The organism is Sphingobium rhizovicinum, from assembly GCF_042647625.1.
GTDB classification, from domain to species: Bacteria; Pseudomonadota; Alphaproteobacteria; order Sphingomonadales; family Sphingomonadaceae; genus Sphingobium; species Sphingobium rhizovicinum.
The window spans coordinates 89,024-113,310 of sequence record NZ_JBHRVU010000005.1 but is presented as its reverse complement, the minus strand read 5'-3'; the positions used below and the strand labels follow the sequence as shown (position 1 = coordinate 113,310).

The 24,287-nt window shown below is 63.3% G+C and carries 24 protein-coding genes; 13 read left to right on the top strand and 11 right to left on the bottom strand.

Annotated elements, in window-relative coordinates; translation table 11 throughout:
* The first annotated feature begins 4 nt into the window (after positions 1–4).
* The 4 genes from ACFOKF_RS19405 (at position 5) to ACFOKF_RS19390 (ending at position 3,449) form a co-directional block, all read left to right on the top strand.
* Entirely contained in the window at positions 5–1,378 is a 1,374-nt protein-coding gene (locus tag ACFOKF_RS19405; protein WP_380798031.1) for an MFS transporter, read from the top strand.
* A 75-nt stretch (positions 1,379–1,453) separates the two neighbouring features.
* A complete protein-coding gene (locus tag ACFOKF_RS19400) occupies positions 1,454–1,852 on the top strand; it encodes a nuclear transport factor 2 family protein (protein ID WP_380798030.1) in 399 nt (132 codons plus the stop codon).
* The gene (locus tag ACFOKF_RS19395; protein WP_380798029.1) at positions 1,852–2,205 is read left to right on the top strand and encodes a putative quinol monooxygenase; all 354 of its coding nucleotides are present in this window, start codon (positions 1,852–1,854) and stop codon (positions 2,203–2,205) included. Before ACFOKF_RS19400 ends, ACFOKF_RS19395 begins: the two co-directional genes overlap by 1 nt.
* Positions 2,206–2,222: 17 nt before the next feature.
* Complete coding sequence (locus ACFOKF_RS19390; protein ID WP_380798027.1) at positions 2,223–3,449, top strand: aromatic ring-hydroxylating oxygenase subunit alpha; 1,227 nt, start codon at positions 2,223–2,225, stop codon at positions 3,447–3,449.
* A gap of 232 nt (positions 3,450–3,681) precedes the next feature.
* On the opposite strand, the gene ACFOKF_RS19385 is transcribed toward ACFOKF_RS19390, so the two are convergent.
* Positions 3,682–4,209 carry a VOC family protein gene (locus ACFOKF_RS19385; RefSeq protein WP_380798026.1) on the bottom strand — a complete coding sequence of 176 codons (528 nt, stop codon included), beginning with the start codon at positions 4,207–4,209 and terminating at the stop codon, positions 3,682–3,684.
* Between the two features lie 14 nt (positions 4,210–4,223).
* Positions 4,224–4,970 (bottom strand): ThuA domain-containing protein, encoded by a 747-nt coding sequence (locus ACFOKF_RS19380; RefSeq protein ID WP_380798025.1) that lies wholly within the window; start codon positions 4,968–4,970, stop codon positions 4,224–4,226.
* 131 nt (positions 4,971–5,101) lie between these two features.
* On the opposite strand from ACFOKF_RS19380, the gene ACFOKF_RS19375 reads away from it, so the two are divergent.
* From ACFOKF_RS19375 to ACFOKF_RS19365, 3 genes are read left to right on the top strand one after another with little or no spacing between them, the layout of a single operon-like run.
* A complete protein-coding gene (locus ACFOKF_RS19375; protein ID WP_380798024.1) occupies positions 5,102–6,304 on the top strand; it encodes an acyl-CoA dehydrogenase family protein in 1,203 nt (400 codons plus the stop codon).
* A gap of 19 nt (positions 6,305–6,323) precedes the next feature.
* Positions 6,324–7,457 (top strand): acyl-CoA dehydrogenase family protein, encoded by a 1,134-nt coding sequence (locus ACFOKF_RS19370; RefSeq protein ID WP_380798023.1) that lies wholly within the window; start codon positions 6,324–6,326, stop codon positions 7,455–7,457.
* A gap of 11 nt (positions 7,458–7,468) precedes the next feature.
* On the top strand, positions 7,469–7,771 hold the full coding sequence (locus tag ACFOKF_RS19365) for an NIPSNAP family protein (RefSeq protein ID WP_380798021.1): 303 nt from the start codon (positions 7,469–7,471) through the stop codon (positions 7,769–7,771).
* Here ACFOKF_RS19365 and ACFOKF_RS19360 read toward each other — a convergent pair.
* Together ACFOKF_RS19360 and ACFOKF_RS19355 are read right to left on the bottom strand one after the other, a co-directional pair.
* Positions 7,768–8,730 carry an NAD(P)-dependent oxidoreductase gene (locus tag ACFOKF_RS19360; protein ID WP_380798020.1) on the bottom strand — a complete coding sequence of 321 codons (963 nt, stop codon included), beginning with the start codon at positions 8,728–8,730 and terminating at the stop codon, positions 7,768–7,770. The genes ACFOKF_RS19365 and ACFOKF_RS19360 overlap by 4 nt on opposite strands.
* A gap of 5 nt (positions 8,731–8,735) precedes the next feature.
* Entirely contained in the window at positions 8,736–9,500 is a 765-nt protein-coding gene (locus tag ACFOKF_RS19355) for a class II aldolase/adducin family protein (RefSeq protein ID WP_380798018.1), read from the bottom strand.
* Between the two features lie 234 nt (positions 9,501–9,734).
* Here ACFOKF_RS19355 and ACFOKF_RS19350 point away from each other — a divergent pair, with 234 nt between their 5' ends.
* The 4 genes from ACFOKF_RS19350 (at position 9,735) to ACFOKF_RS19335 (ending at position 14,005) form a co-directional block, all read left to right on the top strand.
* Positions 9,735–10,706, top strand: coding sequence for a thiamine pyrophosphate-dependent dehydrogenase E1 component subunit alpha (locus ACFOKF_RS19350; RefSeq protein ID WP_380798016.1), 972 nt, complete (start codon positions 9,735–9,737; stop codon positions 10,704–10,706).
* 14 nt (positions 10,707–10,720) lie between these two features.
* On the top strand, positions 10,721–11,731 hold the full coding sequence (locus tag ACFOKF_RS19345; protein WP_380798014.1) for an alpha-ketoacid dehydrogenase subunit beta: 1,011 nt from the start codon (positions 10,721–10,723) through the stop codon (positions 11,729–11,731).
* An 11-nt stretch (positions 11,732–11,742) separates the two neighbouring features.
* Complete coding sequence (locus ACFOKF_RS19340; RefSeq protein ID WP_380798013.1) at positions 11,743–13,170, top strand: dihydrolipoamide acetyltransferase family protein; 1,428 nt, start codon at positions 11,743–11,745, stop codon at positions 13,168–13,170.
* A gap of 121 nt (positions 13,171–13,291) precedes the next feature.
* Complete coding sequence (locus ACFOKF_RS19335) at positions 13,292–14,005, top strand: TetR/AcrR family transcriptional regulator (protein ID WP_380798012.1); 714 nt, start codon at positions 13,292–13,294, stop codon at positions 14,003–14,005.
* A 79-nt stretch (positions 14,006–14,084) separates the two neighbouring features.
* Here the strand turns inward: ACFOKF_RS19335 and ACFOKF_RS19330 are convergent, their stop codons facing one another.
* The 5 genes from ACFOKF_RS19330 to ACFOKF_RS19310 form a co-directional block, all read right to left on the bottom strand.
* The gene (locus tag ACFOKF_RS19330; protein ID WP_380798011.1) at positions 14,085–14,369 is read right to left on the bottom strand and encodes a hypothetical protein; all 285 of its coding nucleotides are present in this window, start codon (positions 14,367–14,369) and stop codon (positions 14,085–14,087) included.
* A gap of 564 nt (positions 14,370–14,933) precedes the next feature.
* Positions 14,934–16,295 carry an aromatic ring-hydroxylating oxygenase subunit alpha gene (locus ACFOKF_RS19325; RefSeq protein ID WP_380798010.1) on the bottom strand — a complete coding sequence of 454 codons (1,362 nt, stop codon included), beginning with the start codon at positions 16,293–16,295 and terminating at the stop codon, positions 14,934–14,936.
* Positions 16,296–16,315: 20 nt separating this feature from the next.
* Entirely contained in the window at positions 16,316–17,089 is a 774-nt protein-coding gene (locus tag ACFOKF_RS19320; RefSeq protein ID WP_380798008.1) for an SDR family NAD(P)-dependent oxidoreductase, read from the bottom strand.
* A gap of 13 nt (positions 17,090–17,102) precedes the next feature.
* Positions 17,103–17,627 (bottom strand): nuclear transport factor 2 family protein, encoded by a 525-nt coding sequence (locus ACFOKF_RS19315; RefSeq protein ID WP_380798007.1) that lies wholly within the window; start codon positions 17,625–17,627, stop codon positions 17,103–17,105.
* On the bottom strand, positions 17,620–19,005 hold the full coding sequence (locus ACFOKF_RS19310; RefSeq protein WP_380798006.1) for an aromatic ring-hydroxylating oxygenase subunit alpha: 1,386 nt from the start codon (positions 19,003–19,005) through the stop codon (positions 17,620–17,622). The genes ACFOKF_RS19315 and ACFOKF_RS19310 overlap by 8 nt, the downstream gene beginning before the upstream one ends.
* Positions 19,006–19,272: 267 nt before the next feature.
* Between ACFOKF_RS19310 and ACFOKF_RS19305 the strand changes: the two genes are divergently transcribed.
* Positions 19,273–21,021, top strand: coding sequence for an FAD-binding protein (locus ACFOKF_RS19305; protein WP_380798005.1), 1,749 nt, complete (start codon positions 19,273–19,275; stop codon positions 21,019–21,021).
* Positions 21,022–21,150: 129 nt separating this feature from the next.
* Positions 21,151–21,552 carry a hypothetical protein gene (locus tag ACFOKF_RS19300; protein ID WP_380798003.1) on the top strand — a complete coding sequence of 134 codons (402 nt, stop codon included), beginning with the start codon at positions 21,151–21,153 and terminating at the stop codon, positions 21,550–21,552.
* Positions 21,553–21,622: 70 nt separating this feature from the next.
* Here ACFOKF_RS19300 and ACFOKF_RS19295 read toward each other — a convergent pair whose 3' ends face one another.
* Entirely contained in the window at positions 21,623–22,549 is a 927-nt protein-coding gene (locus ACFOKF_RS19295; RefSeq protein WP_380799310.1) for a formylglycine-generating enzyme family protein, read from the bottom strand.
* Positions 22,550–22,610: 61 nt separating this feature from the next.
* Complete coding sequence (locus tag ACFOKF_RS19290) at positions 22,611–24,233, bottom strand: thiamine pyrophosphate-binding protein (RefSeq protein WP_380798002.1); 1,623 nt, start codon at positions 24,231–24,233, stop codon at positions 22,611–22,613.
* Positions 24,234–24,287: the final 54 nt, after the last annotated feature.

Below are 24,287 nucleotides of genomic sequence, written 5' to 3'. Positions count from 1 at the left end.
CCTCATGAGCGGGGGTGATCGGGTCGAGGTGAGGATGAAGATGAACAGCAGCGGGCAATCCCTTCAGGATCAGGCCTACCCGCCCGCCAGCGCCGGTTGGCGCGCCGTTGCGGTACTGACCGCGCTTTACTGGTTCGGCACGCTGGACCGTCAGGTCGCCGCCCTCCTCATCCCCCTTATCAAGGCGGACCTTCACCTCACCGATTCGCAGGTCAGCCTGATCCCCGGCCTCGCCTTCGGCCTGGCCTTCATGGTGATGAGCCTGCCAATCGGCTGGCTGGTCGATCGGGTCAGCCGTCGCGCCATCCTGTTCGTCGGCGTGCTGATGTGGAGCATGGCCGCGATGGGGTCTGGCCTCAGCCGGACCTTCGGCCAGTTGCTGGGCGCCCGCGCGGTCGTCGGCGGCGCCGAGGCGACGATCAACCCGTCCGCCTACAGCCTGATTTCGGATTTCTTTCCGCCGTCAAAGCTGACCCTGCCCATGTCCATCTTCAACCTGGGCGGCAATCTGGGCAGCGGCACCTCCTTCATGCTGGGCGGCGCGGTCATCGCACTGGTCGCCAGCTTCGGCGATGTGACGCTCCCCCTCGTCGGCACGCTGGCGGGCTGGCAGGCGGCCTTCGTCATCACCGGCATTCCCGGCCTGCTGCTCGCCTTCCTCGTCTGGGCCTTTCCCGAAGCGCCACGGCACAAGCCTGCGACAGCGACGACCGATGCAGCGACCTTCGGCGAACTGGGCCGGCAATTCCGCCGCCATTCCGGCTTCTACCTGATGCATAATCTGGCCTTCGCAATGGTCATGGGCTTCGTGGTCGGCCTGCAAAGCTGGAACTCGGCCTATCTGGCGCGCCATTTCGCCATGCCGCTGGCGCAGATCGGTTTCTGGATCGGCCTGACGCAGGTGGTTTCCGCGCTGGTCGGCATGTGGTTCCATGGCTGGGCGGTCGACCGCATCTTCAGCCGTGGCCGGCATGACGCCCATCTGGTCTATTTCTGCGTCATGTGCCTGCTCGCCTGCCCGGTGGGCGTCGCGGCTTATATGGTCGACAGCGCGGTCGGGATGATCATCCTGTTCAACCTGGCCTATTTCCTGATCATGGCCTTTTCCAGCATCGGCCCGGCCGCCCTCCAGATCGCGACGCCCGGCCGCCTGCGCGGCAAGGCGACGGCCGTCTACATGATCGTGCTGAGCGTGCTGGGGACCATATTGGGGCCGATCGTGGTCGCAACCTTCACCGACCGGCTGTTCCGGGACGAAGCGATGCTGGGCCATAGCATGGCGCTGTTCGCCGCCGTCACCACATTGCTGGCCGCGCTGTTCTGTTGGCTGGGCCGCGCGCCGATGCGCCGGGCCGTCGCCGACCAGCTGGGCGTTTAAAAAACAATCCATCTGGACTTTTTTATCGCCGGGACTGATACTATGTTGGCCCCGACAAAGCATAAGGAGAAGAGGATGTTCGCAGGGCCGGATCAGGACAGGCTGCTCATCCGCGAATTGATCGACAGCTATGGCGACGCCGTCGTCATGCGCGACGCCGACGCATGGAGCGCCTGCTGGGCGCTAGACGCCGTGTGGCGCTTCGCCGGCCGGGAATTGAGTGGCCGCGACACCATCGTCGCCACCTGGACCCGCGCCATGGCCGGCTATGCCAACCTCGCCTTCATGGCCTTCCCCGGCGCAATGAACGTGCAGGGGGACAAGGCCACGTTGCGCACCCACACGTTCGAGCATCTGACGCCGGTGGACGGTCCCACCCGCGTCCAAGCCGGCATTTACGAGGATGAACTGGTGCGCCGCGACGGCCGCTGGATGTTCGCCTCCCGCAGTTTCAACCCAAGGGAAATCACATAATGGCTACCGTACTTATCTGGGCGCAGATGGACCTTCCGCCCGAACATGCCCGCGACATCATCGACGAGGCAAAGCCGCTGATCGAAGCCGCGCTGGAGGAGCCGGGCTGCGAAATCTACACCTGGTCGCACGACCCCTATGTCCCCGGCCGCGTCAACGTGTTCGAACGCTGGACGAGCGAGGAGGAACTGGCCGCCCATTTCCTCAATCCGGCCTATACCGACATGGGCAAGCAGTTGCGCTCGCGCGGCCCGATCGTGGCGCAGAGCCGCAAGTTCCGCGTCGATGTGCACGGCCCGATCTATGACGAGAACCGCGTACCCAGCGCCGAATTTTTCGACGTGGCATCTTAATTCCAAGGACAAGGCCCATGGCTGACGACATCGCCACCCTGCCCCCCCTCGTCGAGCCGGATGCGGACGCAACAGCCGCCCGGACGCAGTCCCATTACGGCCTGCGCAAGCGGACGCTGGACAAGATGCGCAGCAAGACGACCGACCTCGACGTCGCGCCGATGCGGATCGACCCGCGCGTCTATACCGATCCCGTTTATTTCGAACGGGAAAGGAAGACGCTGTTCCGCGAGACGCCGATCCTGGCGGGCCTGTCGCTGGATATTCCAGAACCCGGCAACATGATGCTCTTCGACGCGCTCGGCCCGTCGATCCTCATCACCCGCGACAAGGAGGGGAAGGTCAACGCCTTCCTCAACATGTGCATGCATCGCGCGGCCAAGCTGGTGACGGAATGCACCAAACGCAGCCGCATGACCTGCCGCTTCCACGCCTGGACCTATGACCTGACCGGCAAGTTGATCGGCCTGCCGGGCAAGGAAGGCTTTGAAGGGATCGAAAAGGCCGACCTCGGCCTCATCCCCATTCCCGTTGCGGAATGGAAGGGGCTGATCTTCGTGCGCGGCACCCCTAATGGGGCGCCGATCGACGTGGCGGACCATCTGGACGACTTTGGCGACGAGCTGGCCGCGCTGGAACTGGACAAGGCACGGCCCGTCGCCTCCAGCCGGCTCGATTGCGACGCCAACTGGAAATATGCCTACGACACCTATGGCGAAAGCTATCATTTCGCCTCGCTGCACCCGACCACGATCGGCGCGCTCGCGATGAGCAACATCATGGTCTATGACAAGTTCGACAATGGCCATTCCCGCCTTGGCTTCCCGCGCGAGGAATTCATGGCCTATGCCGACCAGCCCGAAGAACAATGGCCCCATAGCGATTATGGCGGCCTCTACATGCTGTTCCCCAATGTCTCGATCAACGTGAACAGCATGAAGGGCGGCGGGCAATTTTACGGCATATCCCGCGTCTTTCCGGGCGAGACGCCCGACAAATGCTATTCGCTGCACAGCACCTACCAGCCCGCCCACACCGTCCGCGCGGAGGAAGTGGACCGCTGGAAGGAGATGCACGCCTTCATCGACCATGTGATTTCGACGGAGGACTATAGCGTCTCAGCCGATGGCCAGGCGAATCTCAACTGGGCGCCGGAGGGTTTTGCCAGCACCCTCGGTCGCAACGAAATCGCGCTCCAGCATTTCCACCGGCGCCTTGCCAGCATCATGCAGCATAATTGGTAAGCCGCCTTCCCTCGCGCCGCCTTCCCTCGCGCCCCCTTCCCCCGCGCCGAAGTGCCCTGAGGCGCGGGGGACACCCGATTTGAGACCGTTTGAAAAATGCGCGAAAGAGCGCATTTTTAGCCGCACCGGCCCTCACCCCCACCCGACCGCCCACATATGGTACCCTGTTGGGTGGCCGGGTGGGGGTGAGGGCCGGTGCGGATGCGCCAGAGGCGCATTCCCAAACAGACTCCTAGCCGAAACGCCGCACCGGATCGCTACCATCCCAGCCGATCGACGCCTGTTTCATGATGGCGAACCGCTCCAGCGTCGCCGCGCTGGCCTGCATCACCTCGATCATCGTGCCGGGTCCGCCGCCCATGTCGGCGTAGAATACCCCCCAGCCCTGCCCCCTTATTTCCTGCGCAATCACGCCGCCCGCCGCTTCGGCCGCGCGTTGCGCCTCGGCGATGTCATCCACCAATATGCAGCTATGGTGCATGCCTTCATGGCCCGCATCGCGCCATTCCTTGTAGATGGAGGGGCCGTCATTATGCTGCTGCACCAGTTCCACCTGCACATCGCCCCAATAGGCGATGGCGATGGAAAAGACCGCATCGGTCGGTTGCCCCCTATGATAGCTGCCCGGCGGCGACAGGTTGGGCTGAAGGAAGAAAGGCCCGACCCCCATCACCTGCGTCCAGAAGCGCAGCGCGCCGTCGAAATCCGCGGGGACATAGGCGATCTGCATCACCTTTCCCAGTTGCGCCAGTCCGGTCATCGTCCCCTCTCCCATCATGCAGCACTCGCCCAGGCTAGACCGCGCCGTAACAATTCGTAGAAAATCGGCTCCTCCCAGGAGCAGCGGTCGACGCTGGGCCACTTGTCCATCAGCGGACGCATGTCATGCGGCCCCCGGCAATGGCCAAGCGTCAGATAGAGCACCGCCCCCTGCCCCAGATGGCGCAGATAGAAGACCGGGTGACGCCCCGCTTCCTGCGGCGTCTGGCGAAAACTGCCCAGCGGACCGCCATCATAATGGCAATCGAGCAGCGTTTCGATCGGCGCGCAGGGGCGGCTGAGATACAGCTCATCCACCGTCTCGAACGACTCGATGCCCCGCACCAGAGGATGGGCAGCATCGACCACCTCGACACGATAGCGATCGATCGGCGGGTGGCCGATGAACTGCGTCCCCAGCAATGCCATGAAGTCGGGCGCCTCATCCGGCGTCGTCACCGTGCCGCCCTCGATAAAGCGCAGGATGGAATTGGTGCCGTGCAGCGCGAACCAGCGCCCGCCTCGCTCCACAAACTCCCGCAGCGCCTGCTGTCGCGCCGCCCCTTGCGGCACCCGATCGCAGGTGTAGGTCAGGATGAAGTCGGCCTGCGCAATGACCGCCGGCTCGGGATAATCCTCAAAAACCCGCGTGCGAATGTCGGGATTTTCCGCCAGCAGCTTCAGCATCTCCAGCCGGGCGAAATCCATGTCATGCCAGGCCCCGCCCACGATGAAGAGGCACTCGATCGCCCGCCCGGTCATTTTCCGCTCCATGCGTACGCGTTGCATATTTTCATCATCATCTCCCACATTCGATATTCGACATTATTATTGCGCGTTGCGCTTTTTGAAAAGCCTGTCTATCATCCAAGCATGAAAACAGGAAAATGGCGATGAACGATCCTGTCGCCCAGGAGAATCTGAAAGCTTTTCGGGATGAGGTCCGCGCCTTTCTGGACGCGTCGCTAAGCCCGGAACTGCGCGCAGCCGCAGCGGGACAGGCGGGCGTCTTCTCTGAAGGGGACGTCGCCCGGCAATGGCATGACATATTGTACAGGCGCGGCTGGATCGCGCCGGCATGGCCGAGCGAATATGGCGGGCCGGGATGGTCGCCGATGCAGCGCATGGTGTTCGAACATGAATGCGCCAATGCCGGCGCGCCGACATTGCCGGCGATGGGCCTGCAAATGTGCGGTCCCGTCCTGATCGGCCATGGCACGCAGGCGCAGAAGGACTATTTCCTGCCGCGCATCCTGTCGGGCGACCATTTCTGGTGCCAGGGCTATTCGGAACCGCAGGCGGGATCGGATCTCAGTGCCCTGCGCTGCGCCGCCGCGCGGGACGGCGACGACTATGTCGTCAATGGCACCAAAATCTGGACCACCCACGCCCAATATGCCAACTGGATTTTCCTGCTGGTGCGCACCGACCCGGCTTCGCGCCGGGGGGCAGGCATCAGCTTCCTGCTGGCGCCCATGGACACGCCGGGCATCACCGTCCGGCCGATCCTGTCCATGTCGGGCGAGCATGAGGTGAACCAGCTCTTCTTCGACGATGTCCGCATCCCCGTATCGAACCGGGTCGGGCCGGAGAATGAGGGCTGGCGGATCGCCAAATATCTGCTGGAATTCGAACGCGGCGGCGGCGCGGCCGGCGGGCGCGTCGCCCGCGTGATGCGCCGCCTCTATGAGGCGGAGGCGATGGCGCAGGGCGCGGACGCCGAGCGGTTCCGGGAGCCCGAATTCATCAAACGCCGCGCCGAAATAGAGATTGAACTCATGGCGCTGGAAATGACGCAGTTTCGCAGCATCGCCGCCAGTGAAGCCGGGCAGACCGTGGGGGATGCCGCTGCATCGACCTTCAAGCTGGTGGCCGCCACCCTGTTCCAGAAGGCGACCGAACTCGCCATGGACGTGCTCGGCCCCGCCGCCGCCATCGACCAGCGCGCCGCGCTGGAAGGGCGCGGCCCGGTGATCGGCCCGGCTTATGCCGCTGTGCCGACGGCCCGTTATCTCAACGCGCGTGCCATGACCGTGTTCGGCGGCACCAGCGAAATCCAGCGCAGCATATTGGCCAAAGCGGCGCTGGGCATCTGACGGTCAGGGGGGACAGGATATGGCCATATTGGGCGAATCGCAGGAAATGCTGGCCGATCTGGTCGGCCGCTACCTGACCGAGAATTTCGATTATGAAAAGCGGCGCCATGTGCTGGCCCGCGACGCATGGCCGGTCGATCTTTGGCAGGCCTTTGCGCAGGAACTGGGCATAACCGGCCTGCCTTTCGCCGAAGATCAGGGCGGCGTGGGGCTTGGCCCGCTCGACATCATGGTCGTCATGGAAGCGCTGGGCAGGGGCCTCGCCGCCGAACCTTTCCTGTCGTCGGTGGTCGCCTTTGGCGCGGTGGTGAACGGCCTGGACGCCGCCCCGCGCGCGCCGCTGTCGCCGCTGGTCGGCGATGTCATTGCCGGTGACGCACGGGTCGCGATCGCGCTGTCCGACGCGCAGGGCGCGCCCGGCAACGGCAATCGCCTGCTGACGCCCGATGGCGAGGGCTGGCGCCTGACCGGCGATGCGTCGATCGTGACGGCCGCCGCCGGGGCGACGCATGTCATCCTCAGCGCCATGATGCCCGATGGCAAAAGCGCGCTGGCACTAACGCCGTGCGATGCGGCCGGACTTATCTGGACCAACCTGCCGCTGATCGACGGCACGATGGCCAGTGCCCTGAAAACGGACATGCTGCTACCGGACGCCGCCCTGATCGCGCGCGACGCCGCCGACCTGCTTCTGGCCGTTCATGACGCCATATTGGCGGCTTTGGGCGCGGAAATCACCGGCATCGTCAGCGCGCTGATCGCCATCACGGTCGATTTCGCCGGCCAGCGCACCCAGTTCGGCAAGGCGATCGCACAGTTTCAGGTCATTCAGCACAAGATGGCCGACATGTATGTGGAGGGCGAACTCGCCCGCTCCATGGCGCTGCTCGCGGCGCTGAAGTTGGACGGCGATCCGGTCGAGCGGTCCGCCGCCGCCGCCGCCTGCAAGGCCCGCACGGCCATCGCCGGTCGCATGGTCGCCCAGAATGCCGTTCAGATCCATGGCGGCATCGGCACGACCGACGAACTGGTCGTGGGCCATTATTTCAAGCGTCTGCTGGCGATCGAGGCGATCTATGGCGGCGCGGCGCGCCATATAAAGCAATATGCCGGTCATCGCGCGACATTGGGATCGCCCCTGTCGGTGGCCTGAAGGGGCGTATCATGATCCTGATGCAGTCCGTGATCCATGTGCGCCCCGGCAAGATGACGGCCATGTTCGACATCATCCGCGATCGGCTGGTGCCGATCCTTCAGGATGGCGCCGGCTGGCGGCTGATGGGCTGTTACGAACAGCGCGTCGGCCGCCTGAACACCATCGTCGATCTTTGGGAACTGGACGACTATGCGCATTTTTCCAATGCCTTCGCCGCCTATCGCGCGGACCCGGACTATCCCGCCCTGCGCGCCATGATCGACGACTGCGTGGAGCAGGAAACCCTGACCTTCCTGGAAAAGCGCTTTTAAACGATAGCGCTCAGCAGCGGCTCTCCGCGCAGGAAAGCCTCCACATTCAGCGCGCACCGACGCTTGGCCTCCTCCATCGCGCGTTCGGCCCATGCGCCGACATGGGGCGTCATGACGATCGTATCGAGATGCTTCCAGCGCGCGCCGTCATGCGGTTCATCAACAAACACGTCCAGCCCCGCCCCGGCGATTCCGCCCGTCTCCAGCGCGGCCAGCAGCGCGACTTCATCGACCAATGCGCCGCGCGAGATATTAACCAGATAGCCGCGCGGCCCCAGCGCCGCCAATATGTCCGCGTCGATCATGCCCTGCGTATCCGCCGTCGCCGGCGCCGCGATGATCAGGGCATCGCTGTCCTGCGCCAGTTGCCTGAGCGACGCAGCGCGGGGCCATGGCGCATCCGGCTTGTCGCGCGGCCCCCACCAGGACACGGTCGACCCAAAGCCGCCCAGCCGACGCCCGATCGCGCTGCCGATCGCGCCCAACCCCACGATGCCGCACCGCATCCGCGACAGCGAAGGCACTTGCGGCAACAGCAGACGCCCCGTCCAGGCGCCGTCGCGCACCAGTCGGTCCGCCCTGGGAATTTGACGGATGGCGGCGAGCAGCAGGCCCATCGCCATATCCGCCACATCTTCGTCATTGACGCCCAGCCCCACCGTCACCCGCACCCCGCGTGCCCGCGCCCGATCAAGATCGATGCCATCATAGCCCGCGCCCAGACAGGCAATCAGGCCAAGGTCAGGCAAATCCCAGATCGCCTCCTCCATCGGCGCACCGCCCGCAGTCACGATGGCGCGCATCCCGCGCCCGTCCGCCCTGGCATAGGCGGACAGGTCAGGAATGCCGCTTCTGGGAACCAGCGTGCAGAAGGGGTGAAAATGATCCGCGACATCCAGATGCTCCAGATAGAAGAGCACCGGCTCCCGCAATGCCGTCACCGCGTCCATCGATGCCATCCCGATCAGTCGCGATAATCGGGGCAGCTACGGTCCAGTTCCCGCCGCAGCGCAATCCAGTCCATCGATCCATTGGGCTGGCCGCCATAATTATAGACCTGGCTATGGACCAGATCCTGCAACTCATCGCTCAGCAGGCGGACGGGCGTGCCGCCGCTCAGCGCCGCGATCTGGATTTCGCACGCACGCTGGGTCTGCATCATCAGCCAGAAGGCCTCGCCCACCGTGCGCCCGACCGTCAGCAGGCCGTGATTGCGCAGGATCAGCACATCCTTGTCAGCCAGATCGCGCTTGAGCGTCTCACGCTCCGCTTCGATCAGCGCGACGCCTTCATAATCATGATAGGCGACGCGACGGCCGACCACCAAAGCCTGCTGGCTGATCGGCAACAGGCCATGTTCCTGCGCCGAAACCGCGACGCCCGCCGCCGTATGGGTATGCATCACGCACACCACATCCTCGCGCGCGGCATGAATGGTGCTGTGGATCAGATAGCCCGCCGGGTTGATCACCCCGCCCTCGGACCGCACTTCGCCTTCCAGCGTCACTTCCACCAGATTGCTGGCATTCACTTCGTTGAACAGGCTGCCGAAGGGATTGATCAAAATCCGCTCCTCATCACCCGGCAGACGCGCGGAAATATGAGTCGCGATCAGATCGGTCATGCGATGCATGTGCGCCAGACGATAGCAGGCCGCCAGATCTTCGCGGATGGCCCGTTCCTCCTCGGCCGTTGCCGTATCTTTCCGGGTATCGAATGCCGTCGCCATGGCGAACCTCCTCTCTCGTTCGAGCGACCTTGATGGCCACCCTAAAACAATCCATATGGCTTGTTATTACATGTTTCGACCCGCCACGTCCACACCCACCACCGCGATTTCACTCCGTTTCGCAAAAAATTAGCACACGTGTTTTTTTGCTTGCGGAGTCACCCGCGTCTTGCGATCAAGCAGCCATAGCCCGCCGTCAGGCGCCGGGTCCGTGGCATGAACAGGAGAGTGAAAATGCAGCTCAGCCGCGAGCGCATGTTGCAGGCCTATCGACAGATGAAGGTCATCCGCGAGTTCGAGGAACGCCTGCATGCGGAAATCCAGACCGGCGAAATTGCCGGCTTCACCCATCTGTATAGCGGTCAGGAGGCCGTCGCCGTCGGCGTGTGCGAACATCTGACCGACGACGATTATATCATCTCGACCCATCGCGGCCACGGCCATTGCATCGCCAAGGGATGCGACGTGAAGGGGATGATGCAGGAAATTTACGGCCGCGCCGGCGGCCTCTGCAAGGGCAAGGGCGGCTCCATGCACATTGCCGATGTCGACAAGGGCATGCTGGGCGCCAACGGCATCGTCGGCGCAGGCGCTCCGATCGCGGTCGGCGCGGGCATATCCGCCAAGCTCGACGGCAAGGGCGGCGTCTCCATCGCCTTCTCCGGCGACGGCGCCTGCAACCAGGGCACGACGTTCGAGGCGATGAACATGGCCGTGGTGCTGAAGGCCCCGGTCATCTTCCTGTTCGAAAATAATCATTATTCCGAACATACCGGCCCCGATTATGCGGTCGGCACCGCAGGCGACATAGCCAGCCGGGCCGAAGCCTTCGGCATGAAGGTGTGGCGCGGCAATGGCTGCGACTTTTTCGAGACGCATGAACTGATGCGCGAGGTCATCGACTATTGCCGCGCGGGCAACGGCCCGGCGGCCGTGGAACTCGATACCGAGCGCTTCTTCGGCCATTTCGAGGGCGATCCGCAACGCTATCGCGGCCCCGGCGAACTGGACCGCATCCGCGAAGAACGCGACTGCCTCAAGATATTCCGGACCAAGGTTACGGAGGCTAAGCTGCTGGAAGGCGCAGACCTCGATACGCTGGATGCCGAGGTGCTGGCCCTAATCGACGAAGCGGTGGCTGAGGCGCGCGCCGCGCCCAAGCCTTCGCCTGATGACGTCCTCAAAGACGTCTATGTGAATTACTGAAGAGGGTAGGCAAGATGGCAAGAATGCAGCTGCGTGAGGCGATCAACCTCACCCTCCATCAGGAGATGGAACGCGACCCCAACGTCATTTGCTTGGGCGAAGATCTGGTTGGCGGCATGGGCACGGCCGGCGGCCCCGAAGCGATCGGCGGCATCTGGAAGACGACGGCGGGCCTCTACGCCAAGTTCGGCGCGGACCGGGTGATCGACACGCCCATTTCCGAGAGCGCGATCATCGGCGCGGCCGCCGGCGCGGCGCTGGCCGGCAAGCGCCCGGTCGCCGAACTGATGTTCGCCGACTTCATCGGCGTGTGTCTGGACCAGATCTGGAATCAGATGGCGAAGTTCCGCTACATGTTCGGCGGCAAGACGACCTGCCCCGCCGTCATCCGCGTCGCCTATGGCGCGGGCCGCAACGCCGGGCCGCAGCATAGCCAGGCCGCCTATGCGATGATGACCGCCATTCCGGGCCTGAAGGTGGTGATCCCTTCCACCCCCGCCGAGGCAAAGGGCCTGCTGGCTACCGCAATCCGCGACGATGATCCGGTCCTCTTCTTCGAACCCAAGGCGCTCTACGCGACCAAGGGTGAAGTGCCGGAGGAGGAATATCTCATCCCCTTCGGCCACGCCCGCTCCGTTCGAGAAGGCGAGCACGCTACCATCGTCACCTGCGGCCAGCTGGTCGGCGTGGCGGAGAAAGCCGCCGACGCGCTGGCGAAGGAAGGCATCAGTTGCGACCTGCTCGATCTGCGCACCACCAGCCCGCTGGATGAAGAAGCGATCCTCGATTCCGTCGAACTGACCGGCCGTCTGATCGTGGTGGACGAAAACCCGCCCCGTTGCGGCCTGGCCACCGACATTTCGGCCCTCGTCGCGCAAAAGGCATTTGCCGCGCTCAAGGCCCCGATCCAGATGGTCACGCCGCCGCACAGCCCCGTGCCCTTCGCGCCGGAGCTGGAGCAGGCCTATCTGCCGTCCGCCGCCCGCATCGACGCGGCCGTGCGCGCCGCCCTCTCTTACCGCTGAAAGGACGCGCCATGAGCAAGCTGCGCGCATTCACCATGCCCAAATGGGGCATCGAAATGGAAGAAGGCGTCATCGCCAATTGGGAAGTCGCCGAAGGAGCGACCTTCTCCAAGGGCCAGTTGCTGACCCTGATCGAAACGGACAAGATCACCAATGAGGTCGAGGCGGAATATGACGCCACCGTCTGCCGCCTGATCGCGCAGCCCGGCGAAACCTATCCGGTCGGCGCCCTGCTCGCCGTCTTCGCCGATGCGCCCGCCGATGCGGCGGCGGTGGACAGCTTCATCGCCGGCTTCGGCGGGCCCGGCGGCGCGCCCACCCCTGCCCCGGCGGCGGAACCCGAACCAGCGCCCGCCCCCGCTGCGGTCGCCGTCCCCACGGATTCGAACATCATCAGCCCCGGCGCGGCACAACTTGCGCGCAGCAATGGCATAGATGTATCCGCCATCGCCGGCTCGGGCCGCGATGGCCGCATCACGCTTCAGGATGTCGATCAGGCCGGCAAGCCCGTGCAGCCGCTGCCCGGTGGCGCACCTGTCTCCATCACGCCGGTCGCGGGCATGGACGGCTATTTTGCCTCCCCGCTCGCCAAGCGCGTCGCGGCGGCCAACAATATCGACCTCGCCTCCGTCAACGGCACCGGCCCGCGCGGCCGCATCGGCAAGGCGGACGTGCTTCAGCATGTCGCTCCACCCGCGCCTGCCCTCCCGCCGCAGCCCGTCGCCTCCGCTCCGGCAACCCCGCCGCCCATCCCCGGCGACGGCGTGCGCGTGGTGAAGATGTCCCCCATGCGCAAGGCGATCGCGAAGCAACTCACCCTCTCCAAATCCACCATCCCGCATTTCTATCTGCGCAACAGCGCAGCCATTGATGCGCTGCTGGCGATGCGGGAACAGGCCAAACGAGCGACCGGGGCGGCCCCTTCGATCAACGATTATCTGGTGCGCGCCTGCGCGCTGGCGCTGGTCCGTCATCCCGACATCAATGTGCAGGTGCATGGCGACGAAATCCATCAGTTCGGCCATGCCGACGTGGCGGTGGCCGTCGCAACCGACAAGGGCCTGCTGACGCCGATCATACGCGCTGCCGATACCAAGAGCGTCGCCGCCATCTCTGCCGAGGTGAAGGCGTTGGCCGAGCGCGCCCGCGCCGGCAAATTGTCGCCGGACGAATTTCAGGGCGGCAGTTTCTCGATCAGTAACCTTGGCATGTTCGGCATCGACACGTTCGACGCCATCATCAATCCGCCGCAGGGCGCGATCCTGGCCGTGGGCGCGGGTCGCCAATGTGCCGGCGCGGCCAGTCATGCCCTTCAGTTCAGCACGCGCATCCAGCTTTCGCTGTCCTGCGACCATCGCGCCATCGACGGCGCCGTGGGCGCAAAATTCCTCGCGGAACTCACCGCCCTGATCGAATCGCCCGCAGAATTGACGCGCTAAAAAGCCGCGCGCGTTATAATTATCACCTCAAACAAGCGCCGCCGGCAACGGTGGCGCTTGTCTTATTCCCCGGCGCGTTGAATATTGTCGGCATGTGATGGCGCGAAGAGGCGAAAAGCGAATGCCCGAAGTGAAGCTGGTTGACCTGTCGGAACTGGAGCCGGTCGGCATGGTGCGGGCCGATGCCGGGTTGCAGCAGCGCAAGAGCGCCGACACCCGCGTCACCATATTGGAAGCCGCGATCGATTGCCTCGCCGACCTTGGCTATGCGCGCACCACCAATCGCCTGATCGCCAAGCAGGCGAAGGTGTCGCGCGGGGCCATGCTGCATCATTATGCCACGCGGCAGGATCTGATCGAATCCGTCATCGACTATGCCTTCTACTGCCATATGGAGGAATTTGGCCGCGCGATCCGGGGCCTGTCCGATCAGGAGCGCAAGAGCGACAATAGCGGCATCGCGCTCGACTGGGAATTATTCCTCTCCCGCCCGCACAAGGCCTATCTGGAACTCACCATGGCCGCCCGCACGGACGAGGAATTGCGCGCCATCTTCGTGCCCAAGGCGCAGCGCCACGATCGCATCTGGTGCGACCAGCTGCTCGCCGTCTTCCCCGAATGGAGCAACGATCTCGAACTGCTCAACCGCTCCCGCCGGGTCGTGACCGCGATGATGAGCGGCATGATCCTCAACCGCGACATCTGGAACGACGCGGGCATGGAACAGACCCTACTGCAATTCCTGGCCGACATATTGATCAAGCTGCGCGAAGGCGACCTGACCTTCGCCGCCCCACCGCCACCCGCACCGAAAAAGCGGGCAAAGGTGGGGTAAGAGGACGGTCGCTAAGGGTGGGAAACGGACTGGCAGGTTTTGGTTCTCATAAAGCAGAAAGCTGACGCTCGATCCGGTTCTACTCTTTGACATCTATCCATGCTGGTACGTCGAACGCCTCCGAAGCAGCATCTTTCGGTGGCGATCCATATGTTGTGACGAAACCCTCCACCCATCCTGTGAGGCCGATCCTCCATTCGTGAATGTCGAAGCCTGCCGGATGCTCGCTAAAGCCGGGCTTGTCGCGGAGAGCAACTATCACAGCCTCCGCCTCTTCACGGGTAGCATATATGCCAATGTGTAGTTCGGTATCGCGTCGATGCTCGTATTCTCTCGCGAAATCCAGACTGTAGACTACTTTCATGGCCCCGAAATACCGCTCGCTTGTGCCAAAGGCAACGGCCGCTGTCAGGGAACGTCTAAAGCACTTCAAACGACAAAAATGGTCGAGGACGGTCGTCTCTAATTGAGGAGAAACTTCGTAGCGTCCCGACAAAGGCCGGGTTCCCACCATTTCCCACCCATATCCATACAAGTATCTATGGCAACCTCTCCTCTGAGGAACCAGCCAGCCGCTAAGCCAATGATTAAAGCCAAGGCAATGCGCAGAACGCGTTTCCACATCGCCTCACGCTACAGCCATTTTGAATGGCAGCAAACAGGGCAGAGCGGAACGTGCTTAAAAGGCAACTTCTGGCCGGCAACCGACCATCCTCCGTCATGCCGGGCTTGACCCGGCATCCCGCTTTTTCTGTGAATGCGCCAGCAGAAGCGGGATCCCGGCTCAAGGCCGGGATGACGAAGAGTAATGTCTTCCCTTGGTCGAACCCGGTCAGCCGACCAACCTGCAACTAACGCCAATATAGAGACAAATGGGGCGACGCACCCATCGGATGCGCCGCCCCATTTCGTTACCGTTGAGCCCCGCTCACTTCACCGGCGCATGCTTGTCCAACCAGCGGTCCAGATTTTCGTGGAAGTAGCGCACCCGCCGTTCCTGCCCCGACAGCGTCTCGCGCTGATAGCCGCGCGAATGCAGCGCCTTTTGCTGCTTGTCCCAGATCGCGACGTCCTGGTCGATCGTCGGTCCCATCGTGTGGTCGCCGGCCTTCCCCGTCTGGTGCGGCGCGGGCACCGACAGGTCCACCGTGTCGCGCAGCGTGGGCGAATAATAGGTTGTCTGCCCCTCCGGGAAGAGGTTCAGGAACCACATGTCGAAATAGCATTTTTCCGGGTCGGTCGGGTGCGGCCGCGCGCGCAGCCAGATATTGCCATCGGGCTTCAGGCTCAGCGACAGGTTCGGAAACAGCGTATAATGCCAGTTGTCCGTCAGCATATTGTCGTCATAGCCGGAAAAGTCATAGCCCTTCTCCTTGCCCAGCAGCCGCTTCTGTTTCTGGAGCGCCTCGCGCAGGTCATGCATCCGCCCGCGATACTCCTCCGGGTCGATGCCCCAGAATTTGAGGTGCTCGCCCAGTTGCCGGATCACCTCCGCCTCGCTGCCCTTGACCGTGCGGCTGGGCGCGCCACCGGGCATCAGCATGCGGCTATGCCCGCTCTCGTACAGGTCGAATTGCGAATAGAGGTAGGAAAATTCCGCAACGAACTTCAGCTGCGGATGGGCGTGGAACACATGATAGGACTCATTGAAATTATCCTGCACCAGCTTCCAGTTGAAATCGCCCTCCACCGTCACCCACAAAGTGCGGACCATCTTGCCCATGGGATAGGCTTCCATCTGCTCGCCCACTTCGCCCAGAAATTCGCGCAGCGGCTCGCAATCGTCGTTCATGTTGAACCAGACCATCCCGCCCCAGCTGTCGGACCGGATCTCGACCAGCTTCTTTTCCATGCACTTGGCTTCGGCGGGGAAGTCCGGCAGGTCGGGCACGGTCTTGATCTCGCCTTCCAGACTGAAGGACCAGGCATGATAGGGACAGGTCAGCCGCCGCGCATTGCCCGTTTCTTCCGGCACCAGCATCATGCCGCGATGCGGGCAGACATTGTAGAAGCAGCGGATCTTCTCATCCTTGCCGCGCACGGCCAGGATTACCTCATGGCCGAACTCCATGGTGACATAGTCGCCGACCTTGCGCAGCTGCTCCTCCAGCGCGACGACCTGCCAGCTCTTCGTCCACATCCCCTCCCATTCGCGTTTCCAGAAGTCGCGGTCATAATAGCGGGAAGGATGGATCGGCGCATCGCCCAGCACCGGTTCCGGCGCCTTGCTGGCGTCGATGCCGATCGGCCGGGTGGCCGCAGGCGCGTCCTGCATATCGATATCGCTCATGGCTATCCTCTCCCTCCCCGTCAGACGAAGTCGCGCGCGACCGGCAGCCGGCGCAGATGCGCGCCGCCGCTCACCCGGATGCAGTCGCCCGTGGCGATGCAGTCGTCGCTCGCCAGCCACAATGCGCCGGCCGCCACATCCTCGACCGTGCTCAGCCGCCCGATCGGAATTTCCCGCTGGAACGCGTTCACCACCTTCTCGTCGGCGAAATAGGCAGCGGTCATCGGCGTACTGGTCAGGCCCGGCGCCAGCGAATTGACGCGAATGCCCCGGTCGCCATATTCGACCGCCGCGACCTTCACCACCTTGTCGGCCGCGGCCTTGCTGCCGGCATAAGCGGCCAGACGCGGCGTGGTCAGCTCGGCCGTCACGCTGGACATGGTGATGATCGACCCGCCATTGGGCATCGCCTCGGCCGCTTCCTTGATGAACAGGGCGGTGCCGATGAAATGGATCTTCGCCTGAAACAGCAGCGCGTCATAGGTCTCCTCGGCCAGCGGCGCATTACGATTCACGCCCGCCGCGTTGATCGCAACGTCGATGCTTCCGCCCAGCAATCCGGCGGCCTTCTGCACACCGTCATGGATCGACTGTTCATCGAGAATGTCGACCTTGACGATGCCGACCGCCTTGCAGTCCGCCGCCACCGCTTCCGCCGAAGCAATATCCGGCGAACCCAGCGCGATGGTCGCGCCCTCGTCGCGGAACAGGGCGGCGATGGCCGACGCGATGCCGCCCGGCGCGCCCGCGCCCAGAATGAAAACCGTCTTGCCGTTCAGCTTGCCTGCGCTCATGGTCTTCCTACCCTTATCCATTATTCAGTGTCGCCCGGTGGGCGTAGAGGGGATCGCCCTTGCCGCGCTCGCCAAAGACGCGCGGGCTGCCGGGCGACCGGTCCCAGGTGTCGGTGCGCTCCAGATTGGCGTTCCAGTCATAGACGGCATGGCGGTGGCTGATCTTCCACACGCCGTCCCGCCTTTCAAAGCGATCGAGATAACGGCCCGCCGCGATCATGCGGATCGGCTTGCCGTCCGCACTGGTCATATCGTGATTGGCCATGAAACAGGCTTCCCCCACCGCATGGTCGCCCTTCACGTCGATCAGCACATTGCCGATCAGATGCTGGGTGCGCTCCATGCTGGGGAGCAGGCCCGTGACCCAGTCGACAAATTCGGCCGCCGTCCCTTTGAACCCGCCATGATCGTCGGTCGCATCGGAATGAAACACCGACAGCAGCATGTCCCGGTCGCAGCGATCAAGGCCCCGCGCCAGCGTATAGACCAGTTCGGCACAAGCCTGTTTCGACAGGAGAATATCCAGCGCGTCAGCCATTATCGCCCTCCTCCCGCGCCAGATATTTGTCCAGCGTATGCTGGAAATGCCGCACCCGGCTTTCCTGATAGCGCGCCAGCCGCAACTGCCCGGTCTTCGATACCTTCATCCCCGCCTGCACCTGCGGCAGATTATACATATCCTGCTCCAGCACATTGCCCAACTGGCCCAGATGATCCGCGAAACTGCCGCCTTCGGGCAACAGGATCATCTCGGGCTGCGGCGCCTCCTCGCCGGGCTTCAACCGCCCCAGCAGCCGCACTTCCATCAACGTATGGTCCTGGTCGGGCCATGGCCGCCAGCGATACAGGATCGTCGGCTGGAACCCGCCCCAGGGCGAGAAATTGGGGAAGACATTATAGGTCAGCGCATCCTGCACCTCGGCATCGCTCGCCTCGTCCAGATCGCGCCCGAACATCGCGCCAAAGCGCTTGCGATTATGATCGCCCATGGAGGCGCGGGCGGTCCGCCCCTCCGCCACCGTCAGGGTCATGCCCGGCTCCACCACACGGCCGTTATATTTCAGGAAATTGTCGATAATATCCTGCTCGGTCGCCGCATCCTCGATCTGGGGAGACAAGACGCCGAACGGCGTGATGTTCAGGTTCACATGGTCGCCCCACATCATATATTTGCTGTTGGCGTCACCAGTGAACGGCATGATCTGCGGGTGAGTGGCGGACACATGATAGGCCTCCATGAAAGCCTCTGCGCAGGCTTTCCAATTGGCCTTGATCACCTTGCCGACCCACGCCGTCGTATAGGCCTCCTCATGCCGCCAGCGCGCGAAATGATCGGGCAGCGGCGCCAGATATTCCTCCAGTGTCGGGCCGCCTTCATTGTCCTTGATGAAGATATAGCCAGCCCACACGCCCGCCTGCGCCTCCGGCAATTTCACATCATCGTCACGCATGTTCGGGAAGTCCCAGCGGCACGGCACAGTCTTGATGGTGCCGTCGGTCTTCCAGGCAAAGCCATGATAGGGACAGGTGAAATCGCTCGCCCAGCCGCTTTCGGTGCGCAGCTTGCGCCCGCGATGCAGGCAGACATTGTGGAAGGCGCGAACCGATCCATCCTCCTGCCGCACCACCAGATAGGAACGGCCGGCATTTTCATACAGGACATAATCGCCCGGTTCGGGCATTTCCTCGACCCGCGCGGCGAACTGCCACACATTGGGCCACATCTTCTCACATTCCCGCCTGAAGAAATCAGGCGAGGTATAGCGATCGACGGATAGCATCTCGTCGCCCAGATCACGCCACGATTCGCCACGCAGAAATTCGGGGACGGCGCGACTGTCATTATCGGCCAGTTCGTCCCATGTCGGCCCCGGCGGATCGGACATCATCGGCCCGTCATAATCGGCCACGCTCACTCTCCCGTCATTTTGACTGATGAGACAGATCATGCGCCTCCCCGGCGAAAATTACAAGCCACATGGACTTTTTTATGCCAACCGGACCGCTTCTGGCGGTTTTGCAGCATTTTGATAGGCACAATCTATATTGCGCGTGTTAAAATTTAACTGCAGCCATTGCGTTCTGAGCGGCGCGACAATATTCAGGCCATGTGACCTGTTTCAGACAGGCAATGTTCGGCCATGCCTCCGGCGGCCGATTCGAGTGGAAATTGGGAGAGTGGCATGACCGCCAATGCAGACGATATGAACGGCGATCTCGCCTGTGATGTGCTGGTGATCGGCAGCGGCGGCGGCGCGCTGACGGCGGCAATCACCGCGCGCAAGGCGGGCCTCAACGTCATCGTCGCGGAAAAGATGGAGGTGTTCGGCGGCACCACCGCAACCTCCGGCGGCATGCTCTGGATTCCCGGCAATCACCACGCCCCCGCCATCGAACAACGGCTGGGCGAACCCGACAGCCCGGAGAAAGTCCGCACCTATATATTGGAGGAGGCCGGCAACTATGCCGAGATCGACCGGATCGACGCCTTCCTGAAATATGGCCCGGAAATGATCGACTTTCTGGAGCGGGAAACCCACGTCAAATTCATCGGCATGGAATATCCCGACTATTATTTCAAAAATCCCAATGCGGCCAAGAGCCGTTCACTGATCGCGGCGGAATATGACGCCAAGAAACTGGGCAAGCATTTCAAACAGTTGAAGCGTCAGTTGCCGCAATTGCTGTTCCTGGGCTTCGCCATCGGCTCCTCGGTCGAGATGCAGCAATTCTTCAAGGCCGGCCGCTCGCCCAAGGCGTTCCTCGCCGTCGCCGGCAAGATGGCGCTGCACCTCGTCCACACCGCCATTTATGGCGGGGCGCGGCGCGTCGTGCGCGGCGGCGCGCTCATTACCCGCCTCGCCCAGAGCTGTTTCGAACTCGATATTCCGATCCTGCTGAACAGTCCCGCCAAAAGCCTGATCAAGGAAAATGGCGTCGTGCGCGGCGCCATGGTCGACGGCCCCGACGGCCCCCGCCGCATCATGGCGAAACATGCCGTGATCCTGGGCAGCGGCGGCTTCCCGTGGAGCAAGGAACGCCGCGCCCAATCCTATCCGGCCAATGTCGACGCCACGCCCCATTCGGTCGCCAATCCCGGCAATGTGGGCGACGGCGCGCGCATGGCGGAGGATGTGGGCGGCGTCTTCGGCAATGATGTGTCGAACGCCGGCGCATGGATGCCCACCTCCGTCCAGCCCGGCATTGCAGGGCCAAAGGCCGTCTGGCCGCATCTGGTCGACCGCCTCAAGCCCGGCTTCATCTGCGTCACCCGCCATGGCAAGCGCTTCGGCAATGAAAGCTGCGCCTATTCCAGCTTCGTACCGCAAATCATCGAGGCGACGCGCGGCGACACGGCCGGCTATGTCTGGCTGCTGGGGGACAAGGCGGCGATCGACAAATGGGGCATGGGCCGCGTCCGCCCCAGCCCGCTGCCGCGCAAGCACTACCTCAAATCCGGCTATCTGATCGAGGCGCCCACGGTCGCCGCGCTGGCGAAGAAGCTGGGCATCGATCCGAAAACCCTGACCGAGACGGTCGAGCGCTTCAACGGCTTCGCCAAGCAGGGCCTCGATCCCGATTTCCAGCGCGGGCAGGATGATTATGACGCCTATCAGGGCGATGATGAGAATAAATGGCCCAACCCCTGCCTCGGCCCGCTGGAAAAAGGCCCCTATTACGCGATCAAGATGTTCGCGGGCGAGATCGGAACCTTCGCCGGCATCAATGTCGATCGCTTCGCCCGCGTCGTGGACGAAGCAGGCCAGCCGATTCAGGGCCTCTACGCAGTAGGCAATGACCAGAAGAATGTCTTCGGCGGCTCCTATCCCGGCGCCGGCGCGACGCTGGGGCCTAGCCTGACCTTCGGCTACGTCGCCGGCCTCCACGCGTCCGGGCAGATCGGGGAAGAAAAGGCACGCTCCGCCGCCTGACCGGATCGGTTTGGCAGCCATATCGGAAAGGGTCGGACCTTGGACACAAGGCCCGGCCCTTTGGCCATCCCCTATCCTTGCCCCAAAAAATCCTGTCCTACACGCCGATATTCCGGCTCATCCTTGCGGATGAACGACAGCGACCCCGCCCCCATCACCATCGCCTTCACCCCTGTCCCGCTCGCGCGATCCCGCTGCAACGGCTGGACGCCACAGGCACAAAGGCGCTTCATCGATGCGCTGGCCGCGCTTGGTTCGGTGGGACAGGCGGTGCGCGCCGTCGATATGACCCGCAACAGCGCCTACCGTCTGCGCGCCCGGCCCGATGCGGAAAGTTTCGCCGCCGCATGGGATCGTGCGCTGGATATAGGGCGCGCGCGCATCTTCGACATTGCCATGACCCGTGCGCTGGATGGTCACACGACGATCCGCGTTCTGCGTGGCGGATCGGTCATCATGGATCAGGGCGTTTCACGCCATCTTGTCGTGGCGGCCATTCGCGAAGCGCCGCCCCGTTCCTCGATAAAGTGACTTAGAGTGACAATTTCGGACGCTTTTTGCGTCTCTTTTGTCACTTTATGGCCAGGATCGACCCGCACGGCTACGCCGCGCCCTTATCCCGCACGATGCAGCGAAAGCCGATATGGCTGGTCGAACTGTCCACCGCCTGCGCATGCCGCGCGGCAGGGCGATAGCGCTGGCAATAATTGGGCGCGCACAGATGCGACCCGCCTTTCAGCACCTTGCGCCCGATCCGCACCTGCGGCGTGCAGGGGTCGATGCTCCCTTTCAGATTGCCGCCACGCGGATTGGCCGGCACACAGCAACTGCCCTTGGCTTTGCGTTCAACCTTGCGCTCCCCATACCAGTCGGCCGTCCATTCCCAGACATTGCCGATCATGTCGTACAGGCCATATCCGTTCGCGGCATAGGTCCGCACCGGCGACGTCCGCTCATAGCCATCCTCCAGCAGATTGCTGAACGGGAACAGCCCCTGCCAGTAATTGGCCAGCATCACGCCGTCCGGGGCCAGTGCGTCGCCCCAGGCATAGTCCGCGCCATCCAGACCGCCCCGCGCCGCATATTCCCATTCCGCCTCGGTCGGCAGCGACTTGCCCGCCCATTTCGCATAGGCCTGCGCATCCTCATAGGCGACATGCACCACCGGATGGTCCCACAGCGCCTCCAGATCGCTGTCCGGCCCATGCGGATGCCGCCAGTCGGTGCCGAAACTGAAAGACCACCACTGGCTGAAATCCTGAAGGTCGACCGGCCCCGCCGTCCGCTGGAACAGCAACGACCCGGCCCGCGCCATTTCCGGCGACATGCCGGGATAGTCGGCCGGGTCAGGCGCAACTTCCGCCAGCGTGCGATGCCCCGTCGCCTCGACAAAGCGCGCAAAGTCACGATTGGTGACGGGCGTCTCGTCAATCCAGAAACTGTCGACCCGCACCCGCTGGACCGGCGCTTCCTCCGGGTAGAAACGGTCGGAGCCCATGGCAAAGCTGCCACCTGTAATCAGGCGCATGCCTTCCCGAACGGATTGGATCATGTCTGTCATGCCGCAATGCCTGCCATAAAAATCGCACTTATGGCAGCGGCGGCATCGCGTCGGGATCGAAATGCATGTCGATCAATATCGGCCGATCACGCGTCTCGATGGCGGCAATGGCCTTTTGCAAATCACCGAAGGTCCGCACCGCAAAGCCCTGCCCGCCCAGCGCATCGGCAACCTTTGCGAAATCGGGCCAGTCGAACATCGACAATTCCGGGTCCATATTCTTGTTGCGGAACTGGATATGTTCCGCACCATAGGCCGCGTCGTTGCAGATGATGGTCACGACGTCCAGCTTGTGCCGCACCGCCGTATTGAACTCGGCCAGCCCACCCAGCACGAACCCGCCATCGCCCGTCACATGCAACACCGGCGCATCCGGCTTCGCCAGCGCCGCACCAATGGCATGCCCCATGCCAAGACCAATGGAGCCAAAGGCCAGCGTGATGCAGAATTGCCGCGGATCGGGCACCCGCAAATTCTTCCACGGCTCGGTCAGGAAGCGTCCCCCGTCCGTCACCACCGTTCGATCCTGTGGGAAAGCCCGCTCCAGCAACCATATGGCTCGTGGCATATCCACCGGCTCGTCCGGCAATGGCTCGGCCATCCCGTCCCAGGGGGACGCCGCCTCCAGCACCGCCGCCAGCCACTCGTCCCGCGCCTTTGCCCCCTCGATCTCCGCCATGTCGAGCCATTGCACGAACAGATCCGCCGTCCGCCCCGCATCGCCCAGCACGCCGACATCCGGGGTCATATACCGCCCGAACTGCGCCGGATCATTATCCACCTGCACGAACCGCTTGCCCTTGGCGAAGGCGCCATGAGACAGGGTATAGGGCGTCAGGCTGGCGCCAAAGGCGATGATGCAATCCGCCTCCGCCAATGTGTCGATCACCGCCGGCTGGCTCAGCGTGCCGCAAATGCCAAGGTCAAATGCTTCACCCCGAAACAGGTCTTTCGCCTGAAGGGTGGTGGCGACCGGCGCCTCGATCCGCTCGGCAAAGCGCAGCACCGCCGCCCGCGCCTCCGCACTGATCGCGCCCCGCCCGGCCAGCACCAACGGCCGGCGCGCAGCGGCGATGATGCCGATCGCATTGTCCAGATCCTCGCTCTCCGGCACGGTGAAACGGCTATCCACGCCCTTCCACGGCGCGGCCTCATAGTGCGTGTCGAGCCACTGGAACTCCACCGGTATGTTGAGCACGATCGGCCGCCGCTCGGCGAAGGCGCGCCGGATGCAGGTCGCCACATCCTGCGCAATGGTCGCTGGCGTCCGCAACTGCTCGAAGCCCGCGCCGGTCGCGACGATATGCTCGCGCTGCGATATATTCTGGAAATTCTCCCGATCCGCCACCGCCGTATCACCGATCAGCAGCAACATCGGCACCCGCGCCTTGACGCCATGCACCAGCGCCGTCAAAGTATTGGTGACGGCCGCCCCATGGGTGACGCTGGCCACGCCCAGCCCGCCCGACACACTGCTGTAACCCAGCGCCATCAACGTCGCGCCTGCTTCATTCGCCGAGGATATGAAGCGCCCACCGCAATCCCGCACATAGCTGTCGACCATGTAGAGATTGGCGTCCCCAATCAGACCAAACAAAACCTCCACGCCATTGTCGCAAAGCGCCTGCGCAATCGCTGCATGTACCTTCATCAATCCACCCTTGATCTAGTTGCGGCAGCACAACGGGCGCTCGCTTTACCGACA

Coding starts and splice junctions, on each gene's coding strand:
- ACFOKF_RS19405 (WP_380798031.1), top strand. CDS start 5: ATGAGCGGGGGTGATCGGGTCGAGGTGAGGATGAAGATGAACAGCAGC.
- ACFOKF_RS19400 (WP_380798030.1), top strand. CDS start 1,454: ATGTTCGCAGGGCCGGATCAGGACAGGCTGCTCATCCGCGAATTGATC.
- ACFOKF_RS19395 (WP_380798029.1), top strand. CDS start 1,852: ATGGCTACCGTACTTATCTGGGCGCAGATGGACCTTCCGCCCGAACAT.
- ACFOKF_RS19390 (WP_380798027.1), top strand. CDS start 2,223: ATGGCTGACGACATCGCCACCCTGCCCCCCCTCGTCGAGCCGGATGCG.
- ACFOKF_RS19385 (WP_380798026.1), bottom strand. CDS start 4,209: ATGACCGGACTGGCGCAACTGGGAAAGGTGATGCAGATCGCCTATGTC.
- ACFOKF_RS19380 (WP_380798025.1), bottom strand. CDS start 4,970: ATGACCGGGCGGGCGATCGAGTGCCTCTTCATCGTGGGCGGGGCCTGG.
- ACFOKF_RS19375 (WP_380798024.1), top strand. CDS start 5,102: ATGAACGATCCTGTCGCCCAGGAGAATCTGAAAGCTTTTCGGGATGAG.
- ACFOKF_RS19370 (WP_380798023.1), top strand. CDS start 6,324: ATGGCCATATTGGGCGAATCGCAGGAAATGCTGGCCGATCTGGTCGGC.
- ACFOKF_RS19365 (WP_380798021.1), top strand. CDS start 7,469: ATGATCCTGATGCAGTCCGTGATCCATGTGCGCCCCGGCAAGATGACG.
- ACFOKF_RS19360 (WP_380798020.1), bottom strand. CDS start 8,730: ATGGCATCGATGGACGCGGTGACGGCATTGCGGGAGCCGGTGCTCTTC.
- ACFOKF_RS19355 (WP_380798018.1), bottom strand. CDS start 9,500: ATGGCGACGGCATTCGATACCCGGAAAGATACGGCAACGGCCGAGGAG.
- ACFOKF_RS19350 (WP_380798016.1), top strand. CDS start 9,735: ATGCAGCTCAGCCGCGAGCGCATGTTGCAGGCCTATCGACAGATGAAG.
- ACFOKF_RS19345 (WP_380798014.1), top strand. CDS start 10,721: ATGGCAAGAATGCAGCTGCGTGAGGCGATCAACCTCACCCTCCATCAG.
- ACFOKF_RS19340 (WP_380798013.1), top strand. CDS start 11,743: ATGAGCAAGCTGCGCGCATTCACCATGCCCAAATGGGGCATCGAAATG.
- ACFOKF_RS19335 (WP_380798012.1), top strand. CDS start 13,292: ATGCCCGAAGTGAAGCTGGTTGACCTGTCGGAACTGGAGCCGGTCGGC.
- ACFOKF_RS19330 (WP_380798011.1), bottom strand. CDS start 14,369: ATGAAAGTAGTCTACAGTCTGGATTTCGCGAGAGAATACGAGCATCGA.
- ACFOKF_RS19325 (WP_380798010.1), bottom strand. CDS start 16,295: ATGAGCGATATCGATATGCAGGACGCGCCTGCGGCCACCCGGCCGATC.
- ACFOKF_RS19320 (WP_380798008.1), bottom strand. CDS start 17,089: ATGAGCGCAGGCAAGCTGAACGGCAAGACGGTTTTCATTCTGGGCGCG.
- ACFOKF_RS19315 (WP_380798007.1), bottom strand. CDS start 17,627: ATGGCTGACGCGCTGGATATTCTCCTGTCGAAACAGGCTTGTGCCGAA.
- ACFOKF_RS19305 (WP_380798005.1), top strand. CDS start 19,273: ATGACCGCCAATGCAGACGATATGAACGGCGATCTCGCCTGTGATGTG.
- ACFOKF_RS19300 (WP_380798003.1), top strand. CDS start 21,151: ATGAACGACAGCGACCCCGCCCCCATCACCATCGCCTTCACCCCTGTC.
- ACFOKF_RS19295 (WP_380799310.1), bottom strand. CDS start 22,549: ATGCGCCTGATTACAGGTGGCAGCTTTGCCATGGGCTCCGACCGTTTC.
- ACFOKF_RS19290 (WP_380798002.1), bottom strand. CDS start 24,233: ATGAAGGTACATGCAGCGATTGCGCAGGCGCTTTGCGACAATGGCGTG.